The organism is Methylocystis sp. MJC1 (assembly GCF_026427715.1).
In the GTDB taxonomy this organism is placed as follows: domain Bacteria; phylum Pseudomonadota; class Alphaproteobacteria; order Rhizobiales; family Beijerinckiaceae; genus Methylocystis.
In genome coordinates this window covers 830,293-849,013 of sequence record NZ_CP107558.1, presented here as the reverse complement: position 1 = coordinate 849,013, position 18,721 = coordinate 830,293, and the positions used below count along the sequence as shown (strand labels likewise).

Below are 18,721 nucleotides of genomic sequence, written 5' to 3'. Positions count from 1 at the left end.
CGGCTTTGGACGAATTTGCCGATCTCCTGCTCCAGCACGCCTGGCGGGGAAAGATCCACGCCCGCGCGCTCCGCCTGGGTTTCCTGAAACATGCGCTCGATGTCTGTTCCCAGCACGCCGACATCCACGCGGTATTTGCTCTCGCCTTGCGGGATGACTCGGGCGCTGGAAATGTCGGCGGTATGCGCCGCCGCCGGGGTCGAGAAGCTCAAAGTTGCGACGAAGCACACTGGAAGAATAGCCAATTTCAAAAACATGGACGCCTGCTCCCCTCGGCGCCTTGCAAACGGCGCTGTATGATGATTCGATAAATACATCATACAGCGTCAACGACACGCTCGCGCCAGAGAATCACATGCGCGTGATCTTGTCCGCCCTCCCCACCTTTGGCATGGTGCGCGCCAACCATAACAAAAAGGAACGTCGAGATGACCGGGTTCGGGAGGAGACTGGCCGCCCTTCTACTCTTCTGCATGGGGATCGGGCTTGCCGCGCCGGCGCTGGCGCATACGCCGGATATTTCCACCGCCAAAATCACGCCGCAGCCAAACCGCGTCTATGTGGTGGACGTCGGCTTCCTCGCAACCGACCTCGAGCGCATGTTCCAGGACACGATGGACGAGCGCGCCGGCGTCGATCTCTCGCCGCCGGGCGTGCTGGAGGAAGAGATCGGCAAATTCGTCGCCAAGCGCGTCGCCATGCGCGACGAGGCTGGCCGCGCCTGCCTCTCCAAGGTCGAGAAAGCCGGCGAAGACCCAACGAACCAGGACAGCGCCCTCATCGTCATGCGCTTCGACTGCTCGGGGGCGACTGGCAAGGCCTTCTACGACGCGACCAAGCTTCTCGCCGCTCAGGGCTCGAAGGGTAAGCACCTCGTCTCGCTCTTCGGCGAGAACGCCGGCGAAACCATGCTCTATCCGCAGAACCCGCCGCTCGACCTCTCGCAGCCCATGGAGACGACCGCGCAGCTCATGAAGAAATTCTTCGAGGCGGGCGTCGAACATATCGTCACCGGCTACGACCACCTCTGCTTCCTCTTCGCGCTGATCCTATGGGCGCATAGCGTCATGCCCGTGGTGAAGATCGTCACGGCCTTCACCATCTCGCATTCGATCACGCTCTCGCTCGCGGCGCTCAATATCTTCACCCTGCCCTCGTCGCTGACCGAAGCGCTGATCGCCGCCTCGATCATCTTCGTCGCCGCCGAGAATTTCTGGTCGCACAAGGTCGACCAGCGTTGGCGCAACACCTTTCTCTTCGGCTTCATCCACGGCTTCGGGTTCGCCTCGGCGCTGACGGAGATGGGCGTTCCGCAGGGCGCGGTCGTGCCGGCGCTGGCGGCCTTCAACATCGGCGTCGAAGCCGGCCAGATCGCCATCGTCATGGCGGTGCTGCCGATCCTCTTCTACATCGACCGCCACACCGACGGAAAACGCCACGACAAGCTCGTCTACGCCCTCTCGGGGCTGATCGCGCTCGCCGGAGCCTTCTGGTTCCTGCAGCGCATCGGCGTCATTCCGGGGGCGTGATATCCCGGGAGAGAAGACGCTTGCGATCCACAAGTCGGTGACGGCGACGATCTGCTCCCTTTCCCGCAAAGCGGGGGAGGGTTGGGGAGGGGGCTCTTGCCCGCCGCCCGCCCTGCCCTAATTGCCGCCGCCAACCGGAGCGGCTGCAATGAACGCGCTGAGAACCGACGACTTCCGCGTCGAAAAACACAATGCCGAGTGGGTCGTGACCTTCACCCCCACCGGCGCCCGTTTCTTCTTCCGCGACGACGGCATGGAGACGCGCACAAGCGAATCCGACGTGCCGCCCGAAGACCTGCCCACAGACTATGATCCGCTGGAGATAGAACGCATGGCCGCGCGGCTGGCCTATCTCGCGCGCGGTCATGGGATCTGACTCTGCTTGAGCAGCCCACATCGACGCTTGTCTAACCACCGCCGTCATTGCGAGGAGCAAAGCGACGAAGCGATCCAGAGCCACGTCGCGGCCCTGGATTGCTTCGCTTCGCTCGCAATGACGGCGGGATTCCTCAGCACTCGCGTTGCGAGCGTCGGGGATACAGCGCGTGTTACGCCTTCACCCGCACATATTCACCTGGCGCGTCGCAAAGCGGTTTCAGCTTGCCGCCGCCGGGCTCGCGCGCCGGAACCTTGCGCGGCGCCTGTGCCGTGATCCATTCCAGCCAATGCGGCCACCAGGAGCCGGGATGCGCCTCGGCGTTCGCGACCCAGTCGTCGAACGAGCCCTTCACCGGTCCGCCGGTCAGATAGTCATATTTGCCCTTCGCCGGCGGATTGATGATGCCCGCAATATGGCCGGAGCCGCCGAGCACATAGGTGACCTCGCCGCCGAAGAATTTGTCGCCGCGGAAAACCGAGCGCGCCGGGGCGATGTGATCTTCCTTTGTCGCGATCGAATAGACGGGAATCTTCACGAGGCGCAGATTGATCGGCACGCCGCTCATCACCATCTCGCCGCGCGTGATGCGGTTCTCGAGATAGCAGCTCCGCATGTAGAAGGAGTGGTTGGCGCGCGGAATGCGCGTCGAATCCGAGTTCCAGTAAAGCAGATCGAAGGCCACGGGCTCGACGCCCTTCATGTAGTTGTTGACCACATAGGTCCAGATCAGCTCGTTTGGCCGCAGCATGTTGAAGGCGTTGGCCATCTTCACGCCTTCGAGATAGCCGGTCTTGGCCATGGCCTCGTCGAGCGCCGCCATGCGCGCCTCGTCGATCAGGATCTGCAGATCGCCCGCTTCGCTGAAATCCACCTGCGTCGCAAAGAAGGTCACGCTCTCGATGCGGTCGTCGCCTTTCGCCGCCATATAGGCGAGCGTCAGCGCCAGCAGCGTGCCGCCGACGCAATAACCCGCCGCCGTCACCTTGCGCGCGCCCGTCGCCTTCTCGATGACGTCGAGCGCTGTGAGAATCCCCTCGTGCATATAGGCCTCAAAACCCATCTCGGCCTTGCTCTCGTCGGGATTGACCCAGGAGATGATGAAGACGGTGAAGCCCTGCTCGACCGCCCAGCGAACGAAGCTCTTCTCCTTGTTGAGATCGAGCACGTAGAACTTATTGATCCAGGGCGGCATGAGGAGCAGCGGACGCGCATAGACCTCCTCGGTCGTCGGCGCGTATTGAATGAGCTCCATCACGTCATTGCGCCAGATGACCTTGCCGGGCGTGTTGGCGAGATCGATCCCGAGGCGGAATTTGCTGTCGTCGCTTTGGCGAATTTTCAAAACGCCGCCGCCCGCGTTGATGTCCTCGGCGAACATCTTCAGGCCGCGGATCAGGTTTTCGCCCTTGTTCTCGATCGTCGCGCGCAGCAATTCGGGATTGGTGGCGACGAAGTTCGACGGCGATACGGCGCTCGAGAGTAGCCGCGTGTAGAAAGCCGCCTTGGCGCGCGTTTGCGGATCGAGCCCCTCGGCTTTATCGACCAACTCGCCCGCCCAGCGGGAGGTGTAGAGATAGGATTGGCGCAGCCAATCGAAGAAGGGATTTTGCTCCCATTCGGGCGAAGCGAAGCGCTTGTCGGCGGGATCGGACGGCACGATCGGCGGAACATTCTCGCCCGTGTAGCGGCGCATGGTCTGACGCCAGATTTCGCTCAGGCCGCCATAAAGCTCGGCCTGCGCCAGCGCGGCGCGATCTGGCTTCGCAAGCCAATATTCTGCGACGACGCCCAGCGTCTTGGTGGCGTCGGCGACGCTCGCCGCAAGCTCGCTGCGCGGCCCGCCCGCGTCGACATTGCCGATCGCCGCGGCAATGGCCTTGCGACCTTGATCGACGAGCTGGGCCATATTCTCGGCCATGAGCTCGAGTTCGGCGCTCGTCATCGGAGATGGAATCGGCGGCATCAACATCGATTGCGCGCCGGCCTCGGCGGCCCGCGGCTCGGCTCTCCGCTCCTTGCGCGGGGCGCTCGCGGGAGGCTCCGCTTTCGCCGGCGCCGCCTCACTTGCCTTGACGGCCGCCGCCTTGGCTTTTTTCCCGGCCTTCTTTTTCTTCTTGTGCTCAGCCGACTCCGACGTCGCCTCGATCCCTGGCGGAGCCTTCCGCCCCTTGACCGCAGGCTCTTCGTCGCGCGTGACCGTCATGCTTTCTCCTCAAAATTTTCCCGCGGGCGGCTGCTTGAGGCGGCCTGGGCGCTATGCCCATAACGATCGGGCGCCCCTTGGTCTATCGCCGTTTCGGCGGCCAAAAAAGTGACAAGCCGCCGACGCCGCGCCCCCTCGGGAGCCGAAGAAAGGATATCCTCGGTCTGTTACAATCACATAGAAGTCGCAACGCCGCCATCCCGCCACGATGTCGCGGGACCGGGCCTATCGCTCAATAGGAAAGATCGGGTAACGACGCCAGCGGCAGCTCATGCGCGGCCGCGACCGGGGCCGAGACGACGCGCCCGTCCAGGATTTCGAGCCCCGCGCGGAGATGGGGATCGTCCGCAAGCGCCGCCCGCCAGCCCTTGTTCGCGATTGCGAGAACGAAAGGCAAAGTGGCGTTATTGAGCGCGAAGGTCGAGGTGCGCGGCACAACGCCCGGCATATTGGTCACGCAATAATGCACGACGCCGTCGACGATATAGACCGGGTCGGAATGGCTCGTCGGGCGCGAGGTCTCGCAGCAGCCGCCCTGATCTATGGCGACGTCGACGATGACGGAGCCGCGCGTCATCGTGTGCAGCATGTCGCGCGTGACGAGAATGGGCGCGCGGGCGCCCGGCGTCAGCGCGGCGCAGATGACGAGATCGGCGTGCTTGATCGTTTCGGCGACGGATGTGCGGGTGGAATAGATGCTCCGCACCGCCGAACCGAATCTCGCTTCGAGACGGCGCAAGGCGTCGACGTTGCGATCGGCGATGAGCACGCTCGCGCCCATGCCCAGCGCAATCGCCGCCGCCTGCAAGCCGACATTGCCGGCGCCGAGAATGAGAACCTCCGCCGATGGAACGCCCGGCGCGCCGGCGAGCAGCACGCCTCTCCCGCCCTCGCCTTTTTCGAGAAAGCGCGCGCCCGCCTGCGGGGCGAGGCGGCCGGCGATTTCCGACATCGGCGCCAGAAGCGGCAGACCGCCGCCCGGCGACGTCACCGTTTCATAGGCGATGCAGATTGCGCCGCTTTGCATCAAGGCCCGCGTGAGCGTGGCGTCGGCGGCGAGATGAAGATAGGTGAAGAGGACCTGTCCCGGCCGCAGCAGCCCGATTTCGCTCGGCTGGGGCTCCTTGACCTTCACGATGAGATCGGCGCTCGCAAAAATTTCCGCCGGCCCTTCGACGAGTCGGGCGCCGGCGCGCGCATAATCGTCATCCGTCAGGCCTGCGCCCTCGCCGGAGCCTTTCTCGACCAGCACGGCATGGCCGGCATGGACCAATTCCGCGACGGAAGAGGGCGTCAGGCCGACGCGATATTCATTGTCCTTGATTTCCTTTGGCGCGCCGACACGCATCCGCCGCTCCGAAAAATTCCTCCAACAATATATGCAAAGGGCGCCGGTCCGGGACAAGGGCTCCGGTAAAGCCGCGCAGTTAGGACGCTCGCGCCCATGTGGGACGCGAGCGTCGCGCTTATCAGCCCGATATTGCTAAGCCGCCCTTGCGCGCGCATCGACGCTCGGGCTTTGAGCCGCCTGCGCGATGATCTTGCCGTAAAGATCAGCGGTCTGAGCCATATTTATCATGATATCGTTTTTCTGACTCGCCGACAGGCCCTCGATCTGGGCGAAGGCTTTCGGCAAATGATCGACGTCCTCCTCGACATGAACCCTCAAGAAGTTTGCGCACTGCTTGCCATGCGCCCGCGCGATGCGCTGATAAATTTCAGGGCAAAGAGACACGGCGACGCCTTCCAGAAGAAGGATGTAACCAAAGAGCGCCGTGGGATCGAGGCGCTCGATCTTGTAATACTGCGCCTCGTAAAACGCCTTTGTAATCGAACGTTCGGGAAAGTCCTCGAGCTTCAGCCCCAGACCGCGCAGGTCGTTCAACGCCAGGCGCTCATGCAATTTTTCCTCGCCGATATGCTGAACGAAGCGGCGATGAAGCAGGTCTCTGTCGACCCGGCAAAGGCCTGCCGCAAGGCCCAGAAGCCTCGTGGAGTGGCAGACGTAGTAATAAGTCTGCGCGAGAAAATCGGCGTAGGCGTACGGATTTTCCCAAGGGCAAGCCGACATTTCCTTTTTCACGTTGTTCAAAAGAACATTGAGCGCTTCACGCATTTTTCGCCCCCTTGTATTGAGCCCTTTGGATGGGATGTTGCCGCTTGACGCCCCAGAGATATCGGACTGCGCTCGCAACCTCCGCCTCCCCGCCGGTCATATTCTCAGGGAAGAACGCGACGAGATCGACCGGCGAATTGTGGTGAACCAAACCGGTCGCCACGGCGGTCGCGCCGAGCCGATAAGTCGTCGTGTGCATGCCGCGATCAGCGCGCATGGCGCCGGTCATGGCGTCGGCGCCCGATTCTAGAAAGCGCTGAATCAGAAGGCCCATCATGACGTCTTTCATCGGCAGGCCGAGCGCGTTGCTCCGGGCCATGGGATGGACGGTCAAATTGCAGCAGATGACGATGTCTTTCCCATTGGCGGACAGCTTATCGATCGCTTCCGTCGGCCACATTTGAAAGTAAGAATCCTCACGCACGCTCGGGAGCTCGATATCTCTCCAGCGCATAAGGCCCAGCGCCAAACACACGGGCCCGCGAAAAACGCAGAGGATTTCGTCCTGCCGGGAGAAATCGTCGGCGAACATTCTGTCCAACCCATCCAATTCCCTGAATGTCTCGGACCAGACCATCTTCCACATGGCGTAGGCGCTCTTATAGTCGCTCAATTGACTGGGCGACGGATTCGAGCCGGGAAGAGAAACAATGCGTAACATTCGCAAACTTTCGTTAGACATCATTTCAATTTACTCCTACTTTTTACTCACTACATAGTAGTATAAATCAATAGTGTCAGAAAATTGGCGCACACATAAAACTATATAATACTTTATTTTAATAACAATATTCCAGTAGTTAATTATTTGTTTTGCATGAATTACTTCTGCATAGCACGGTCTTCACTATCGCAGGCGCGTGGTTTCCGCATCCGCGGCGGGGCGTCCTTTTCGGACGTCACTTTGAATCGCCGCCAAAAATATTGCGCCGAGACCGGCCGAAATTATCCGCGATGAATATATGCAAGGGGCGCCGCTCGCGGACAAAGGTCGCGGTTCAGCCGCCGGATCAGATGACACGGAGAGGAACGGCCATGCCCACCATCAGCACCGACAAGGTTTGCTTTATCGTCGTCAAAGCGCGCGAACTCGAAAGCGAGGACGAAGGCATGGAGGCCGACGCCTCCAATGCGACCGACGACAATTTCGTCAGCGTCATGACCGAGGACGCATTCGACTCTGTGCGCAACGAAATCGCTTCCTTCATCGACTCCATGGACGAGGACGAACAGGCGGAGCTTGTGGCTTTGGCCTGGGTCGGGCGCGGCGACTTCGCAGCGGCGGATTGGAACGAGGCGTTGCGCCAGGCGCGCGACCGGCGCCAGGGCTCCCCTTCAGCCTATCTCCTGGGCATCCCCCTCCTCGCCTCTCTTCTGGAGGAGGGCCTCGGCGCATTCGGCGAAAGCTGCACGCTTTACGCGGCTGACAGGCAATAAAGCCCGCAGCGACCCTGGGCCGCGCCGCTGCGACGCTGGAAGAGCGACATAGCCGCTCCATATGGGCCTGTGCGGCGTCTATTTGAGGAGAGGTTCCATGGACCGCAGAGTTTTCGCTGTCGCGCTTTCCCTGGCGCTCGGATTGGCCTTCGCGCCACGGCTGGCCTTCGCCGAAAGCCATCTTTCGGAAGCGATCGCGCATACAAAACAGGCAATCGAGCATGGCAAGATGGGCCATCCCGACGTCCTCGCGACCCACGCCGAACAAGCGCTGAAGCACGCCGAGGCGGCAGAGAAGGAAAAGGCAAACCCGCATATCAAGCAGGGCATCACCCATCTCGAAAAGGCCATCGAGACGGGCAAGGAGAAAAAGGCTGAAGCCGCGACGAAGCACGCGGAAGAAGCGCTGACGCATCTCGAGGCGGCGGAGAAATAAGCCGCGCAAAAGGGCGACTTTGCCCGCTCTTTTGTCGAACATGACAGCGCTCGCGCGATCGCTTATGTGAAGCCTCGGGTATGAAGGGGGCAAGCATGAGCCTGCGCGAGCTGGCGCGCGCCAAATCCATCGAGCGCCTTCGATCGGAAGCCGACCGCGCGGGCGGCTTCCCCCGCGTGCTGGGCGTGTGGCAGCTCACCAGCATCGGGCTCGGCGGATTGATCGGCGTCGGCATTTTCGTGCTGACCGGCGTCGTCGCCGCGACACAGGCCGGCCCGGCCGTCGCCTTGTCGTTTCTGATCGCCGGCGTCGCCAGCGGCGCCGCCGCGCTGTCCTACGCGGAATTTGCGGGTCTGATTCCTGTCGCGGGCAGCGCCTACACTTATTCCTACGCCGTGCTCGGCGAGCTTGTCGCCTGGATCATTGGCTGGGATCTTCTGCTCGAATATGCGCTGGTCGTCGCCGTCGTCTCCATCGGCTGGTCGGGCTATTTTCAGGCGCTGCTCGCCCAGCTCGGCATTCCCCTTCCCGATTGGGCGGCCGGCGCGGTTGGGACAGGCCCCGGTCATGTCGTCGATCTTCTCGCGGCGCTCGGCGCGCTCGGGGTCGCCGCACTGCTGACTTTGCGCATCGAATGGGGCGCGCGCTTCAACACGGCGATGGTGGTTTTGAAGATCGCGGCCGTGCTCTTCGTCATCGCGGCCGGCCTGCCCTATGTGCGCGTCGAGAATTGGCGGCCCTTCATGCCCTTCGGCTTCTCGGGGGTCGCCGAGGGCGCGGCGGTCGTGTTCTTCGCGGTCTTTGGTTACGACACGCTGACGACGGCGGCGGAGGAAGCGCGCCATCCGCAACGCGACCTGCCCCGCGCCGTGCTGCTGTCGCTCGCTATATCGCTCACGCTCTATGTCGCCATGTCGCTGGTGCTCACCGGCATTGCACGCTTCGACACGCTGGACACGCCGGCGCCCGTCGTCGCCGCTTTCGCCTCGATCGGCCTGCCCTGGGTGGCCTTCATCGTCTCGATTGCGGCTGTCGCCGGCATTACGAGCGTGATGCTGGCGTTTCTGCTTGGCTGCGCGCGCATCTGGTTCGCGATGAGCCGCGACGGCCTGCTGCCGCAATGGTTCGCGGTCCTGCATCCGCGCTTTCGCACGCCCTATCGGCCGACGCTCATCGCCGGCGCGCTGACGGCGATCGTCGCCGCGCTTTATCCGATCAAGGAAGTGGCCGAGCTCGTGAATATCGGCACGCTATCGGCCTTCGTGGTCATTTGCATCGCCGTCATTGTGCTGCGCAAGACCCGGCCCGATGCGCCGAGAAGCTTCCGTACGCCTTTCGTGCCCTTCACGCCGCTGGCCGGCGTCGCCTTCTCGCTGTGGCTCTTATCCAGGCTACCGATCATCGCCTGGGAGCGCTTTCTCATTTGGATGGCGATCGGGCTGGCGATTTATTTTCTCTACAGCCGACGCCATAGCCGGCTGGCTTGCGCGGAAGACTCTCCGCGCATTTAATCGAATGTTCGGCGCGAAAACCGTCATTGCGAGCGAAGCGAAGCAATGACGTAAAAAAGGGCATGTCTAAGCTGGCATGCCGCGTCTCGCCCCCTACCCTCCGAACAAATCCTTCATTCGCGCGAAGAATCCATGCTCCTCGGGATGCGTCTCGTGCGAGGATTCCTTCTCGAACTCCGCCAGCAGCTCTTTTTGCCGCTTGGTGAGCTTCTGCGGGGTCTCGACGCTGAGCTGCACATGCAAATCGCCGTTGTCGCGCCCGCGTAGCACCGGCATGCCCTTGCCCTTGGCCTTGATCTGCCGGCCGGATTGGGCTCCCTCCGGCACCTTGATCTTGACCTCCGAGCCGTCGAGCGCATGGACCTGGATTTCGCCGCCCAGCGCCGCGCGGACCATCGAGATCGGCACGCGGCAATAAAGGTCGGCTCCGTCGCGCTGGAAGAAGGGGTGCGGCTTCACCGAGAGGAAGATGTAAAGATCGCCGGGCGGTCCGCCGCGCATACCGGCCTCGCCCTCGCCGGCAAGGCGAATGCGGGTCCCGTCCTCGACGCCCGGCGGCACATTGACTGAAAGCGAGCGCTCCACCGTCTTGCGGCCCGAGCCCGAGCAGGAGGGGCAAGGATTCTCGATGATCTCGCCGCGTCCCTGGCAGGTCGGGCAAGTGCGTTCGATGGCGAAAAAGCCCTGCTGCGCGCGCACGCGGCCGTGGCCGGCGCAAGTGGTGCAGGTTTTGGGCTTGGAGCCCTTCTTGGCGCCCGTGCCGGCGCAGGCCTCGCAGGTGGCCGAGGTCGGGATCTGGAGCGAGGCGGTTTTGCCGTGATAGGCCTCATCCAGCGTGATCTCCATATTGTAGCGCAGGTCGGAGCCGCGCTCGCGCCCGCCGGAGCGGCCGCCGCGTCGGCCCATCACGTCGCCGAAGAGATCCTCGAAGATATCGGCCATGGAGGCGCCGAAGCCTTCCGACGCGCCGAAGCCCCCCATGCCGCCCTGCTCGAATGCGGCGTGGCCGAAGCGGTCATAGGCCGAGCGCTTCTGCGGATCGGTGAGGGTCTGATAGGCCTCGTTCAATTCCTTGAAGCGCGCCTCAGCCTCCGCGTCGCCCGGATGGCGGTCAGGATGGCATTGCATCGCCATCTTGCGAAAAGCGATCTTCATCTCGACTTCCGTCGCGGTCTTCGAGATGCCGAGGACTTCGTAATAATCGCGTTTGGACATTTTAGTCTTCGGTTGGTCCGTTCGGCGCGCCGCCTAATTGCTCTCCAGCAGCCTCATAAATGGTATCGAGGCGACAAAGCAATTCCGGCGCGCCTGACAGCACTGTTTGCCAATTGACGCGAAAGTTCAGCTCGGTATAGCCGTGGGCGATCCGATTGCGCAATCCAACCATGTCATTCAACGGCAGGTTAGGATGCGCCGCGACAAACTCCCCTGATCTCGTCCGAGCCGCGTCGCCGCCTCGCCAATGATGACAAGGCTCATGGCGACCGCCTGCTGCGTTCGGGCATCGGCGAGAAAATCCTGTTCTTCCCTCTACAAAGGACGTGGCTCGCCGACTCGCCTCTAATATTTGGTCGAGGACGAAGAAGACGTTCCGGTCCCTCATATCGGCTCCGCCTCGGAGATCACCTGGGCGCGAATGCGCTTAAGCAGCTCCTGCGGCGTCAGCAGATCGACTCGCACGCCCAGAATGCCCTGCAGGTCCATTTGCAGGCCGCCAAGATCGAACAGGGTCGCTCCCGGGAGCGCATCGACCAGAATGTCGATGTCGCTGCCCTCGTGATCCTCCCCATGCAGAACGGAGCCGAACACGCGCGGATTGGCCGTGCGGTAGCGATGCACCGCCGCCCGGACAGCTTCGCGATGTAATTCAAGCGCCGCGGAGGGTCTCATTTGGGGCCTTCCCTGGCCTCGCTTGGATGCAACGAAACCCGGCGCTCTCACGCCGGGCTTCCGTTGGCTAGCGCATTCGGCCGCTCGGGGCCAGAGCGCGCTTACTTCTTGTGGTCGTCGCCGACGTCCTTGAACTCGGCGTCGATCACGTCGTCCTTCGGGGCCTCGGCTGCGCCGGCGCCGGTCGCGTCGGCCTGCTGGGCCTTGTACATCGCCTCACCGAGCTTCATCGAGGCCTGGGCCAACTCATTGGTCTTAGCCTTGATGGTCTCGACATCATCGCCTTCGAGCGCGCTCTTCAGCGACGTGATTGCCGCCTCGATCGCGCTCTTGTCGGCGCCGGAGACCTTGTCGCCGTAATCCGTTACGGCCTTCTCGGCCGTATGGATCGAGGCTTCAGCATGGTTCTTGGCGTCGACCAGCTCGCGGCGCTTCTTGTCCTCGCTCGCGTGCAGCTCGGCGTCCTTGACCATCTTGTCGATGTCGGCGTCCGAGAGACCGCCAGAGGCCTGGATGCGGATCTGCTGTTCCTTGTTGGTGGCCTTGTCCTTCGCCGTGACGTTCACTATGCCGTTGGCGTCGATGTCGAAGGTCACCTCGATCTGCGGCATGCCGCGCGGGGACGGCGGAATGCCCATCAGGTCGAACTGGCCGAGCAGCTTGTTGTCCGCCGCCATTTCGCGCTCGCCCTGGAAGACGCGGATGGTCACGGCCTGCTGATTGTCTTCGGCGGTCGAGAACACCTGGCTCTTCTTGGTCGGGATCGTCGTGTTGCGGTCGATGAGGCGCGTGAACACGCCGCCTAACGTCTCGATGCCGAGCGACAGCGGGGTCACGTCGAGCAGCAGCACGTCCTTCACGTCGCCCTGCAGAACGCCCGCCTGGACCGCCGCGCCGATGGCGACGACTTCGTCCGGGTTGACGCCCTTATGGGGCTCTTTGCCGAAGAACTGCTTCACGACCTCCTGCACCTTCGGCATACGGGTCATGCCGCCGACGAGCACCACTTCGTCGATCTCGGCCGCCGTGAGGCCGGCGTCCTTGAGCGCCTTCTTGCAGGGCTCGACCGTGCGCTGGATGAGATCGTCGACCAGCGCCTCGAACTTCGCGCGCGTCAGCTTCAGGGTCAGATGCTTCGGACCCGTGGCGTCGGCGGTGATGTAGGGCAGGTTGATCTCGGTCTGCGTGGCGGAGGAGAGCTCGATCTTCGCCTTTTCAGCTGCCTCCTTCAGGCGCTGCAGGGCGAGCTTGTCCTTCGTGAGGTCGATGCCCTGCTCTTTCTTAAACTCGCTGGCGAGATATTCGACGAGCCGGTTGTCGAAGTCCTCGCCGCCGAGGAAGGTGTCGCCATTCGTCGACTTCACCTCGAAGACGCCGTCGCCGATCTCGAGAACCGAGACGTCGAAGGTGCCGCCGCCGAGGTCGTAGACCGCGATCGTGCCGGATTGCTTCTTGTCGAGGCCATAGGCCAGCGCCGCCGCCGTCGGCTCGTTGATGATTCGCAGAACTTCGAGGCCGGCGATCTTGCCGGCGTCCTTGGTCGCCTGACGCTGGGCGTCGTTGAAGTAGGCGGGAACCGTGATGACGGCCTGCGTGACGGTCGAGCCGAGATAGGCCTCCGCCGTCTCCTTCATCTTCTGGAGGATGAAGGCCGAAATCTGCGAAGGCGAATACTGCTTGCCCGCGGCTTCCACCCAGGCGTCGCCGTTATTGGCCTTCACGATCTTATAGGGGACGAGGCCGATGTCCTTCTTGGTCATCGGATCTTCGAAGGTGCGGCCGATGAGGCGCTTGATGGCGAAGAAGGTCTTGTCGGGGTTCGTCACCGCCTGACGCTTCGCCGGCTGGCCGACCAGACGCTCGCCGTCGTCGGTGAAGGCGACGATCGAGGGAGTCGTGCGCGCGCCTTCGGCGTTCTCAATGACTTTGGGGCTCGACCCTTCCATGACGGCCACGCAGGAGTTGGTCGTGCCGAGGTCGATGCCGATAATTTTGGCCATATGTCGTTCCTTTCGCTTTCGAATTTGGACCCCGAAGCGGTCCCTTCGACGCTCTTGGACGGCGGCTCGCCATGAGCCCGCCGCGCGATCCAGAAGCGCTATCGTTCCCCAAGATTGTGTTCGCCCAAGCCTGCCGCAAGGGTTGGCCGCATATAGAAGAAGGATTCCTCCGCGACAAGCGGGCATGGAATTGGCGGCCGGGGCCTTGCAAGATTCCGACCGAATGCCTTAGGTCGGGGCTTGACTGCTGGTGACGAGTGATAAATATTAAAAATCGTCAGTCATTACTCCTCCAGGCGCGCGGAGGCGCTCCTCATACAATGACCAAGCTTGCTTCATCAATTTCCTTGGGCGTCGCTGCTCTTTTGGCCGCGCTTGGGCTCGCCGCTTGCGAGCAACGGCGCGACCAGCCCGGCGACGCGTCCAATGACCGGCCTGTGCTTGTCTCCCAGCCGCGACTCGCGGCGCAGTCGCAGCCGCGGGAATTTGTCGCGACCATCCGCCCGCGCGTCGAATCGGACCTCGGTTTCCGCGTCACGGGCAAGGTTGTGAAGCGATTCGTCCAGGCAGGCCAAAAGGTGAGGGCCGGCGCCCCGCTCGCAGCGCTGGACGAAAACGATCTGAAGCTCCAGGCCGAGCAGGCGGAGGCGGAATTTTCCGCCGCGAAAATGGTCCTGGCGCAGGCGCTCGGCGACGAGAAACGCGCGCTCGCCTTACGCAAGAACGGCTGGACGACCGACGCGGCGCTCGATCGCATTCGCGCCGCCGCCCAGGAGGCGCGCGGGCGCCAGCAACGGGCCGAGCGCGCGCTGGAGCTGTCGCGCAACTCGATCGACTACGCCACCCTTCGCGCCGACGGCGACGGCGTGGTGACGCAAACGCTCATCGAGCCGGGTCAAGTCATGATTGCCGGGCAGACGGCGATCAAGCTCGCCCATTCCGGAGAGCTCGAGGCGGCGGTCTCGCTGCCGGAGGATTTCGTCCCGCTGGCCGACAAAGGGACGGCGACTCTGACGCTTTGGTCCAACAAGGGAAAGACCTATCAGGCGAAGCTTCGCGAGCTGAGCCCGGCCGCCGACGCCGCGACGCGCACCTTCGCCGCGCGCTATTCGATTCTCGACCCGGACCAGGCGGTGCAGCTCGGCATGAGCGCGACGCTCGCCATCTCGGCGCCGGGCGCCCAGACGGTGATGAGCGTGCCGCTCTCGGCTCTCTACAATCAGGGCGACGGGCCATCGGTTTGGAAGGTCGGCGCCGACAGCCGCCTAACGCTCGCTCCGGTCAAGCTCGTCCGTTACGCGTCGGACGCGGCGCTTGTCTCGGGCCTTTCCGAAAGCGATCAAATCGTCGTGCTCGGCGTGCACAAGCTGGAAGCCGGGCGAAAGGTGCGTGTCATGACGCGCCAGTCGCTGTAGGAGACAGGCGCCATGGGCTTCAACCTATCGAAATGGGCGGTGTCGCGGCCGGCGCTGATGCTCTTCCTGATGCTGGCGATCGGCGTCGCCGGCGGCTATTCCTATCTGCGCCTCGGGCGCGCGGAGGACCCGTCCTTCACCATCAAGGTGGCGAATGTCACCGCGCTCTGGCCAGGGTCGACGGCGAGCGAGATGCGCGACCAGGTTGCGGATCTTTGCGAAAAGAAGCTTCAGACGCTGCCCTATCTCGAGAAGATCGACACCTACACGAAGCCAGGCTTCCTGGCGATGCAGGTCACCTTCAAGGATAATACGCCGCCCAAGGAAATCCCCCAGCTCTTCTATCAGCTGCGCAAGAAGCTCGGCGACATCAAGGGCGATCTGCCGGCAGGCGTCCAGGGCCCGCTGGTCAACGACGAATATGGCGACGTCGACGCCGTGCTTTACGCGGTCACCGGCGACGGCGCCGATTACAATATGCTGGACAAGGTCGTCGAAGTTCTGCGCCAGCGGCTGATCGAGACGCCAGACGTCGTGAAGGTCGACGTCTATGGCGAGCAGTTGCGCCGTATCTTCGTGGAGTTCAGCGAAGCCAAGATCGCCAATCTGGGCGTCGAGCCGCAGGCCATTTTCGACTCGCTCGCCAAGCAGAACGCCGTGAATGACGCCGGCGTTTATGAAACCTCTTCCAATCGCGTCCGCATCAAGGTCACAGAAGAGTTGAAAGGCGCCGACGCGATCGCCGCCATTCCTGTTCCAGCCAATGGAAAAGTCATCCGCCTCGGCGACATCGCCAATGTCTACGCCGGCTTCGAGGACCCGCCGTCCTTCCTTTCCCGCTACAAGGGCAAGCCTGCAATGGTCGTCGGCGCCGTCATGGCGAAGGGCGGCAATGTCTTCAAATTCGGCAAGGCTGTGACCGCCGCCGTCGACGAGGTGCGCGCAAAGGTTCCGATCGGAATCGACATCGACCAGGTCGCCGATCAGCCAAAGGTCGTCGAGGACGCGGTTGGCGAGTTCACCCGATCCTTCCTCGAAGCGCTCGTCATCGTTCTCGGGGTCAGCTTCGTCTCGTTGGGATTTCGCACGGGCATTGTCGTGGCGCTCTCGGTGCCGCTGGTTCTCGCCTTCGTTTTCACCTTCATGAATCTGATGGGCGTCGACCTGCAGCGCATCTCGCTCGGCGCGCTCATCATCGCGCTCGGCCTTCTCGTCGACGACGCCATCATCGCGGTCGAGATGATGATGGTGAAGATGGAGCAAGGCTACAACCGCATCAAAGCCGCGACCTTCGCCTGGGAGTCGACCGCCTTTCCCATGCTCACCGGCACGCTCATCACCGCGGCTGGATTTCTGCCCGTGGGCTTCGCAAATTCCGCTGTCGGCGAATATACGAGCTCCATGTTCTGGGTGCTGCTCATCGCCCTTATGGCGTCATGGCTCGTCGCCGTGATGTTCACGCCCTTTCTCGGCGTGAAGCTCCTGCCCGATTTCAGCAAGACGCATGCGCTGCACGATCCGGACGAAATCTACAGGACGCCTTTCTACAAGCGTCTGAGGCGGCTCGTCACATGGGCGGTGGATAACCGTCTTCTCGTGATCGCCTCGACGGCGGGGATCTTCGCTCTGTCGATTGCCGGCATGATCGTGGTGCAGAAACAGTTCTTTCCCTATGCCGAGCGGCTGGAGCTCTTCTTCCAGTTGCGGCTGCCGGAGGGCTCCTCGATCAGCGCCTCTTCGGAGGCGGCGCGGCAGGCCGAGGCGCTCATCAAGGACGATCCAGACGCGGCGTTCTACACAAGCTATATCGGCCAAGGGCCGCCGCGCTTCTGGCTCGGGCTCAATCCGCAACTGCCAAACGAAGCTTATTCCGAGATCGTCATCGTCTCCAAGGATATTGCGGCCCGCGAACGGCTCAAGAAAAAGCTCGACGCGGCGATCGCCAATGGCGCCGTGCCGCAAGCGCGCGCGCGCGTCGAACGCTTCAGCTACGGCCCGCCGACAGGCTTTCCGGTGCAGTTCCGCATCATCGGCGACGACCCCGAGAAGGTGCGCGCCGTTGCCTATCAGGTGCGCGACGTGATGGCGACGGACGAGGGCGTCGACGATCCGCATCTCTCCTGGAACGAGCAGACGCCGAGCGTGCGTCTCGTCATCGATCAGGATCGCGCCCGCCTTCTCGGCGTGACGCCTCAGGACATCTCCAATCGCCTGCGCATGGTCATCTCCGGCGTCACCGTGACGACGCTGCGCGACGGCATCGACCAGATCGATGTCGTAGCGCGCGCCGAACCGGGCGAGCGCGGCGACCTTGGGCGGCTCGGCGATATGGTCGTTTATTCGCGCGACGGCAAGCCGGTGACAGTCTCGCAGGTCGCCAAGATCGTCTATGAGCACGAGGAGCCGATCTTCTGGCGGCGCAATCGGAACATGACGATCACGGTCCGCTCGGGCGTCAAGGACGGCGTGCAGGCGCCTGACGTCTCGACGCGTCTTTGGCCCAAGCTCGCCGATATCCGCGAGCGACTGCCGCAGGGCTACCGGATGGAGATGGGCGGCGCCATCGAGGAGTCGGCCAAAGGCAACACCTCTATCTTCGCCGTCTTCCCGATCGTCATTTTCGCCATGCTCACAATCGTGATGTTCCAGCTCCAGAACTTCACGCGCGTCGCGCTTGTGATGATGAGCGCCCCGCTCGGCCTTATCGGCGCCTCTCTCGCGTTGAATCTGGCGCATGCGCCCTTCGGCTTTGTGGCGCTGCTTGGCCTTATCGCGCTTTCAGGCATGGACATGCGTAATTCCATCATCCTCGTCGATCAGGTCCGGCAGGATCTCGAAAGCGGAGCCAATTATCGCGAGGCGATCATCGGCGCCACGGTGCGGCGCGTGCGTCCGGTGGCGCTGACTGCGCTTGCCGCGATTCTCGCGATAATCCCGCTCTCGCATTCCGCCTTTTGGGGGCCGATGGCGCTGACCATCATGGGCGGCCTGTTCGTCGCGACCTTCCTCACCGTGCTGTTCCTGCCGGCGCTCTATGCGTTCTGGTTCCGCAAGCATCTCAACGAGGGCGCCGCGCTCGCGGCGCACGACGACGCGACCCTGCCAGCGGACTTCATCGGCGAGGCCGCAGAATGAGCGCGGTAGAAGACGTCCCCAACGCACGTGAGAACGAACAGCGCGCGCGGATCGTCGCGACGGCCGAGCGGCTGTTCCGCGAGATCGGCTTCCAGAAGACGACGGTGGCGGATATTGCGCGCGAGCTGCGTATGTCTCCCGCGAATGTCTATCGTTTCTTCGGCTCCAAGTCGGAAATCCATATGGCCGTCGCCCGCCAGTTGATGGGCGAAGTGGAGGCCGCCGCCGAGCGCCTCGCGTCGGGGCCTGGCACCGCCGCCGAGCGGTTGAAGACGCTGGTGCTGGCGAGCGAAGCGATGAACGCCGAACGCTATTTGGCCGATCGCAAGCTGCACGAGATGGTCGAGGCGGCGCTGAACGAACACTGGCCCTTGATCGACGACCATATCGACCGGCTGGACGGGATATTCGAACGCATCATCGCCTCGGGCATGGAAAGCGGCGAATTCGCCAAGGGCGACGCCAGGCTCGCCAGCGCGCTCGTTCGCACCGCCTGCGTGCGCTTTTGCCACCCCCACCTGATGGTCGAATTCGCCCATCGCCCGCATCCCACGAGCGCGCAGATGATCGATTTCTGCCTCACGGCTTTGCGCGCGGGCGTGGGCTCCTGACGGCGAGGATTTAGCCTATACGCCACCCGCGCCGCTTGTATAGAATGTCTCGCCCCGGG

17 protein-coding genes and 1 pseudogene are annotated in these 18,721 nt (G+C 63.0%); 9 read left to right on the top strand and 9 right to left on the bottom strand.

Features of this window, described 5'->3' with window-relative positions:
* Nucleotides 1-5 precede the first annotated feature (5 nt).
* The 3 genes from OGR47_RS21780 to OGR47_RS04150 all read left to right on the top strand — a co-directional run bounded on the left by OGR47_RS21780 (nt 6) and on the right by OGR47_RS04150 (nt 1,905).
* Entirely contained in the window at nt 6-311 is a 306-nt protein-coding gene (locus OGR47_RS21780; RefSeq protein ID WP_306792331.1) for a hypothetical protein, read from the top strand.
* A 117-nt stretch (nt 312-428) separates the two neighbouring features.
* Nucleotides 429-1,529 carry a HupE/UreJ family protein gene (locus OGR47_RS04155; protein WP_165050935.1) on the top strand — a complete coding sequence of 367 codons (1,101 nt, stop codon included), beginning with the start codon at nt 429-431 and terminating at the stop codon, nt 1,527-1,529.
* A 148-nt stretch (nt 1,530-1,677) separates the two neighbouring features.
* A complete protein-coding gene (locus OGR47_RS04150) occupies nt 1,678-1,905 on the top strand; it encodes a hypothetical protein (RefSeq protein ID WP_165050937.1) in 228 nt (75 codons plus the stop codon).
* A gap of 172 nt (nt 1,906-2,077) precedes the next feature.
* On the opposite strand, the gene phaC is transcribed toward OGR47_RS04150, so the two are convergent.
* From phaC to OGR47_RS04130, 4 genes are all read right to left on the bottom strand, one after another.
* Nucleotides 2,078-4,111: a class I poly(R)-hydroxyalkanoic acid synthase gene (gene phaC / locus OGR47_RS04145; RefSeq protein ID WP_206527428.1), complete on the bottom strand. Its 2,034-nt coding sequence runs from the start codon at nt 4,109-4,111 to the stop codon at nt 2,078-2,080.
* 232 nt (nt 4,112-4,343) lie between these two features.
* Complete coding sequence (gene ald / locus OGR47_RS04140) at nt 4,344-5,459, bottom strand: alanine dehydrogenase (protein ID WP_165050938.1); 1,116 nt, start codon at nt 5,457-5,459, stop codon at nt 4,344-4,346.
* Between the two features lie 135 nt (nt 5,460-5,594).
* A complete protein-coding gene (locus OGR47_RS04135; RefSeq protein WP_165050941.1) occupies nt 5,595-6,227 on the bottom strand; it encodes an iron-containing redox enzyme family protein in 633 nt (210 codons plus the stop codon).
* Nucleotides 6,220-6,888 carry a hypothetical protein gene (locus tag OGR47_RS04130; protein ID WP_165050944.1) on the bottom strand — a complete coding sequence of 223 codons (669 nt, stop codon included), beginning with the start codon at nt 6,886-6,888 and terminating at the stop codon, nt 6,220-6,222. Before OGR47_RS04130 ends, OGR47_RS04135 begins: the two co-directional genes overlap by 8 nt.
* Nucleotides 6,889-7,262: 374 nt before the next feature.
* Between OGR47_RS04130 and OGR47_RS04125 the strand changes: the two genes are divergently transcribed.
* The 3 genes from OGR47_RS04125 to OGR47_RS04115 all read left to right on the top strand — a co-directional run bounded on the left by OGR47_RS04125 (nt 7,263) and on the right by OGR47_RS04115 (nt 9,611).
* A complete protein-coding gene (locus OGR47_RS04125; RefSeq protein ID WP_165050946.1) occupies nt 7,263-7,664 on the top strand; it encodes a DUF3775 domain-containing protein in 402 nt (133 codons plus the stop codon).
* Nucleotides 7,665-7,761: 97 nt separating this feature from the next.
* Nucleotides 7,762-8,100 (top strand): small metal-binding protein SmbP, encoded by a 339-nt coding sequence (gene smbP / locus OGR47_RS04120; protein ID WP_165050948.1) that lies wholly within the window; start codon nt 7,762-7,764, stop codon nt 8,098-8,100.
* A 95-nt stretch (nt 8,101-8,195) separates the two neighbouring features.
* Complete coding sequence (locus tag OGR47_RS04115; RefSeq protein WP_165050951.1) at nt 8,196-9,611, top strand: amino acid permease; 1,416 nt, start codon at nt 8,196-8,198, stop codon at nt 9,609-9,611.
* Nucleotides 9,612-9,704: 93 nt separating this feature from the next.
* On the opposite strand, the gene dnaJ is transcribed toward OGR47_RS04115, so the two are convergent.
* The 5 genes and pseudogenes from dnaJ to dnaK all read right to left on the bottom strand — a co-directional run bounded on the left by dnaJ (nt 9,705) and on the right by dnaK (nt 13,501).
* Nucleotides 9,705-10,826, bottom strand: coding sequence for a molecular chaperone DnaJ (gene dnaJ / locus OGR47_RS04110; protein WP_165050953.1), 1,122 nt, complete (start codon nt 10,824-10,826; stop codon nt 9,705-9,707).
* Nucleotide 10,827: 1 nt separating this feature from the next.
* Nucleotides 10,828-10,998: a HepT-like ribonuclease domain-containing protein gene (locus OGR47_RS04105; RefSeq protein WP_246729651.1), complete on the bottom strand. Its 171-nt coding sequence runs from the start codon at nt 10,996-10,998 to the stop codon at nt 10,828-10,830.
* 5 nt (nt 10,999-11,003) lie between these two features.
* Nucleotides 11,004-11,093, bottom strand: a pseudogene (locus OGR47_RS21775) (hypothetical protein); the annotation flags it as partial.
* A gap of 117 nt (nt 11,094-11,210) precedes the next feature.
* Nucleotides 11,211-11,501 (bottom strand): nucleotidyltransferase family protein, encoded by a 291-nt coding sequence (locus tag OGR47_RS04100; protein WP_165050956.1) that lies wholly within the window; start codon nt 11,499-11,501, stop codon nt 11,211-11,213.
* A 101-nt stretch (nt 11,502-11,602) separates the two neighbouring features.
* Complete coding sequence (gene dnaK / locus OGR47_RS04095; protein ID WP_165050959.1) at nt 11,603-13,501, bottom strand: molecular chaperone DnaK; 1,899 nt, start codon at nt 13,499-13,501, stop codon at nt 11,603-11,605.
* Nucleotides 13,502-13,821: 320 nt separating this feature from the next.
* On the opposite strand from dnaK, the gene OGR47_RS04090 reads away from it, so the two are divergent.
* From OGR47_RS04090 to OGR47_RS04080, 3 genes are read left to right on the top strand one after another with little or no spacing between them, the layout of a single operon-like run.
* Nucleotides 13,822-14,916 carry an efflux RND transporter periplasmic adaptor subunit gene (locus OGR47_RS04090; RefSeq protein WP_165050962.1) on the top strand — a complete coding sequence of 365 codons (1,095 nt, stop codon included), beginning with the start codon at nt 13,822-13,824 and terminating at the stop codon, nt 14,914-14,916.
* 12 nt (nt 14,917-14,928) lie between these two features.
* Nucleotides 14,929-18,051: an efflux RND transporter permease subunit gene (locus OGR47_RS04085; RefSeq protein WP_165050964.1), complete on the top strand. Its 3,123-nt coding sequence runs from the start codon at nt 14,929-14,931 to the stop codon at nt 18,049-18,051.
* The gene (locus OGR47_RS04080; protein ID WP_165050966.1) at nt 18,048-18,662 is read left to right on the top strand and encodes a TetR/AcrR family transcriptional regulator; all 615 of its coding nucleotides are present in this window, start codon (nt 18,048-18,050) and stop codon (nt 18,660-18,662) included. The genes OGR47_RS04085 and OGR47_RS04080 overlap by 4 nt, the downstream gene beginning before the upstream one ends.
* Nucleotides 18,663-18,721 lie beyond the last annotated feature (59 nt).

Excerpts from the sequence above, each read along its gene's own strand:
- OGR47_RS04155 (WP_165050935.1), top strand. The coding sequence starts at position 429 with ATGACCGGGTTCGGGAGGAGACTGGCCGCCCTTCTACTCTTCTGCATG.
- OGR47_RS04150 (WP_165050937.1), top strand. The coding sequence starts at position 1,678 with ATGAACGCGCTGAGAACCGACGACTTCCGCGTCGAAAAACACAATGCC.
- phaC (WP_206527428.1), bottom strand. The coding sequence starts at position 4,111 with ATGACGGTCACGCGCGACGAAGAGCCTGCGGTCAAGGGGCGGAAGGCT.
- ald (WP_165050938.1), bottom strand. The coding sequence starts at position 5,459 with ATGCGTGTCGGCGCGCCAAAGGAAATCAAGGACAATGAATATCGCGTC.
- OGR47_RS04135 (WP_165050941.1), bottom strand. The coding sequence starts at position 6,227 with ATGCGTGAAGCGCTCAATGTTCTTTTGAACAACGTGAAAAAGGAAATG.
- OGR47_RS04130 (WP_165050944.1), bottom strand. The coding sequence starts at position 6,888 with ATGTTACGCATTGTTTCTCTTCCCGGCTCGAATCCGTCGCCCAGTCAA.
- OGR47_RS04125 (WP_165050946.1), top strand. The coding sequence starts at position 7,263 with ATGCCCACCATCAGCACCGACAAGGTTTGCTTTATCGTCGTCAAAGCG.
- smbP (WP_165050948.1), top strand. The coding sequence starts at position 7,762 with ATGGACCGCAGAGTTTTCGCTGTCGCGCTTTCCCTGGCGCTCGGATTG.
- OGR47_RS04115 (WP_165050951.1), top strand. The coding sequence starts at position 8,196 with ATGAGCCTGCGCGAGCTGGCGCGCGCCAAATCCATCGAGCGCCTTCGA.
- dnaJ (WP_165050953.1), bottom strand. The coding sequence starts at position 10,826 with ATGTCCAAACGCGATTATTACGAAGTCCTCGGCATCTCGAAGACCGCG.
- OGR47_RS04105 (WP_246729651.1), bottom strand. The coding sequence starts at position 10,998 with ATGGTTGGATTGCGCAATCGGATCGCCCACGGCTATACCGAGCTGAAC.
- OGR47_RS04100 (WP_165050956.1), bottom strand. The coding sequence starts at position 11,501 with ATGAGACCCTCCGCGGCGCTTGAATTACATCGCGAAGCTGTCCGGGCG.
- dnaK (WP_165050959.1), bottom strand. The coding sequence starts at position 13,501 with ATGGCCAAAATTATCGGCATCGACCTCGGCACGACCAACTCCTGCGTG.
- OGR47_RS04090 (WP_165050962.1), top strand. The coding sequence starts at position 13,822 with ATGACCAAGCTTGCTTCATCAATTTCCTTGGGCGTCGCTGCTCTTTTG.
- OGR47_RS04085 (WP_165050964.1), top strand. The coding sequence starts at position 14,929 with ATGGGCTTCAACCTATCGAAATGGGCGGTGTCGCGGCCGGCGCTGATG.
- OGR47_RS04080 (WP_165050966.1), top strand. The coding sequence starts at position 18,048 with ATGAGCGCGGTAGAAGACGTCCCCAACGCACGTGAGAACGAACAGCGC.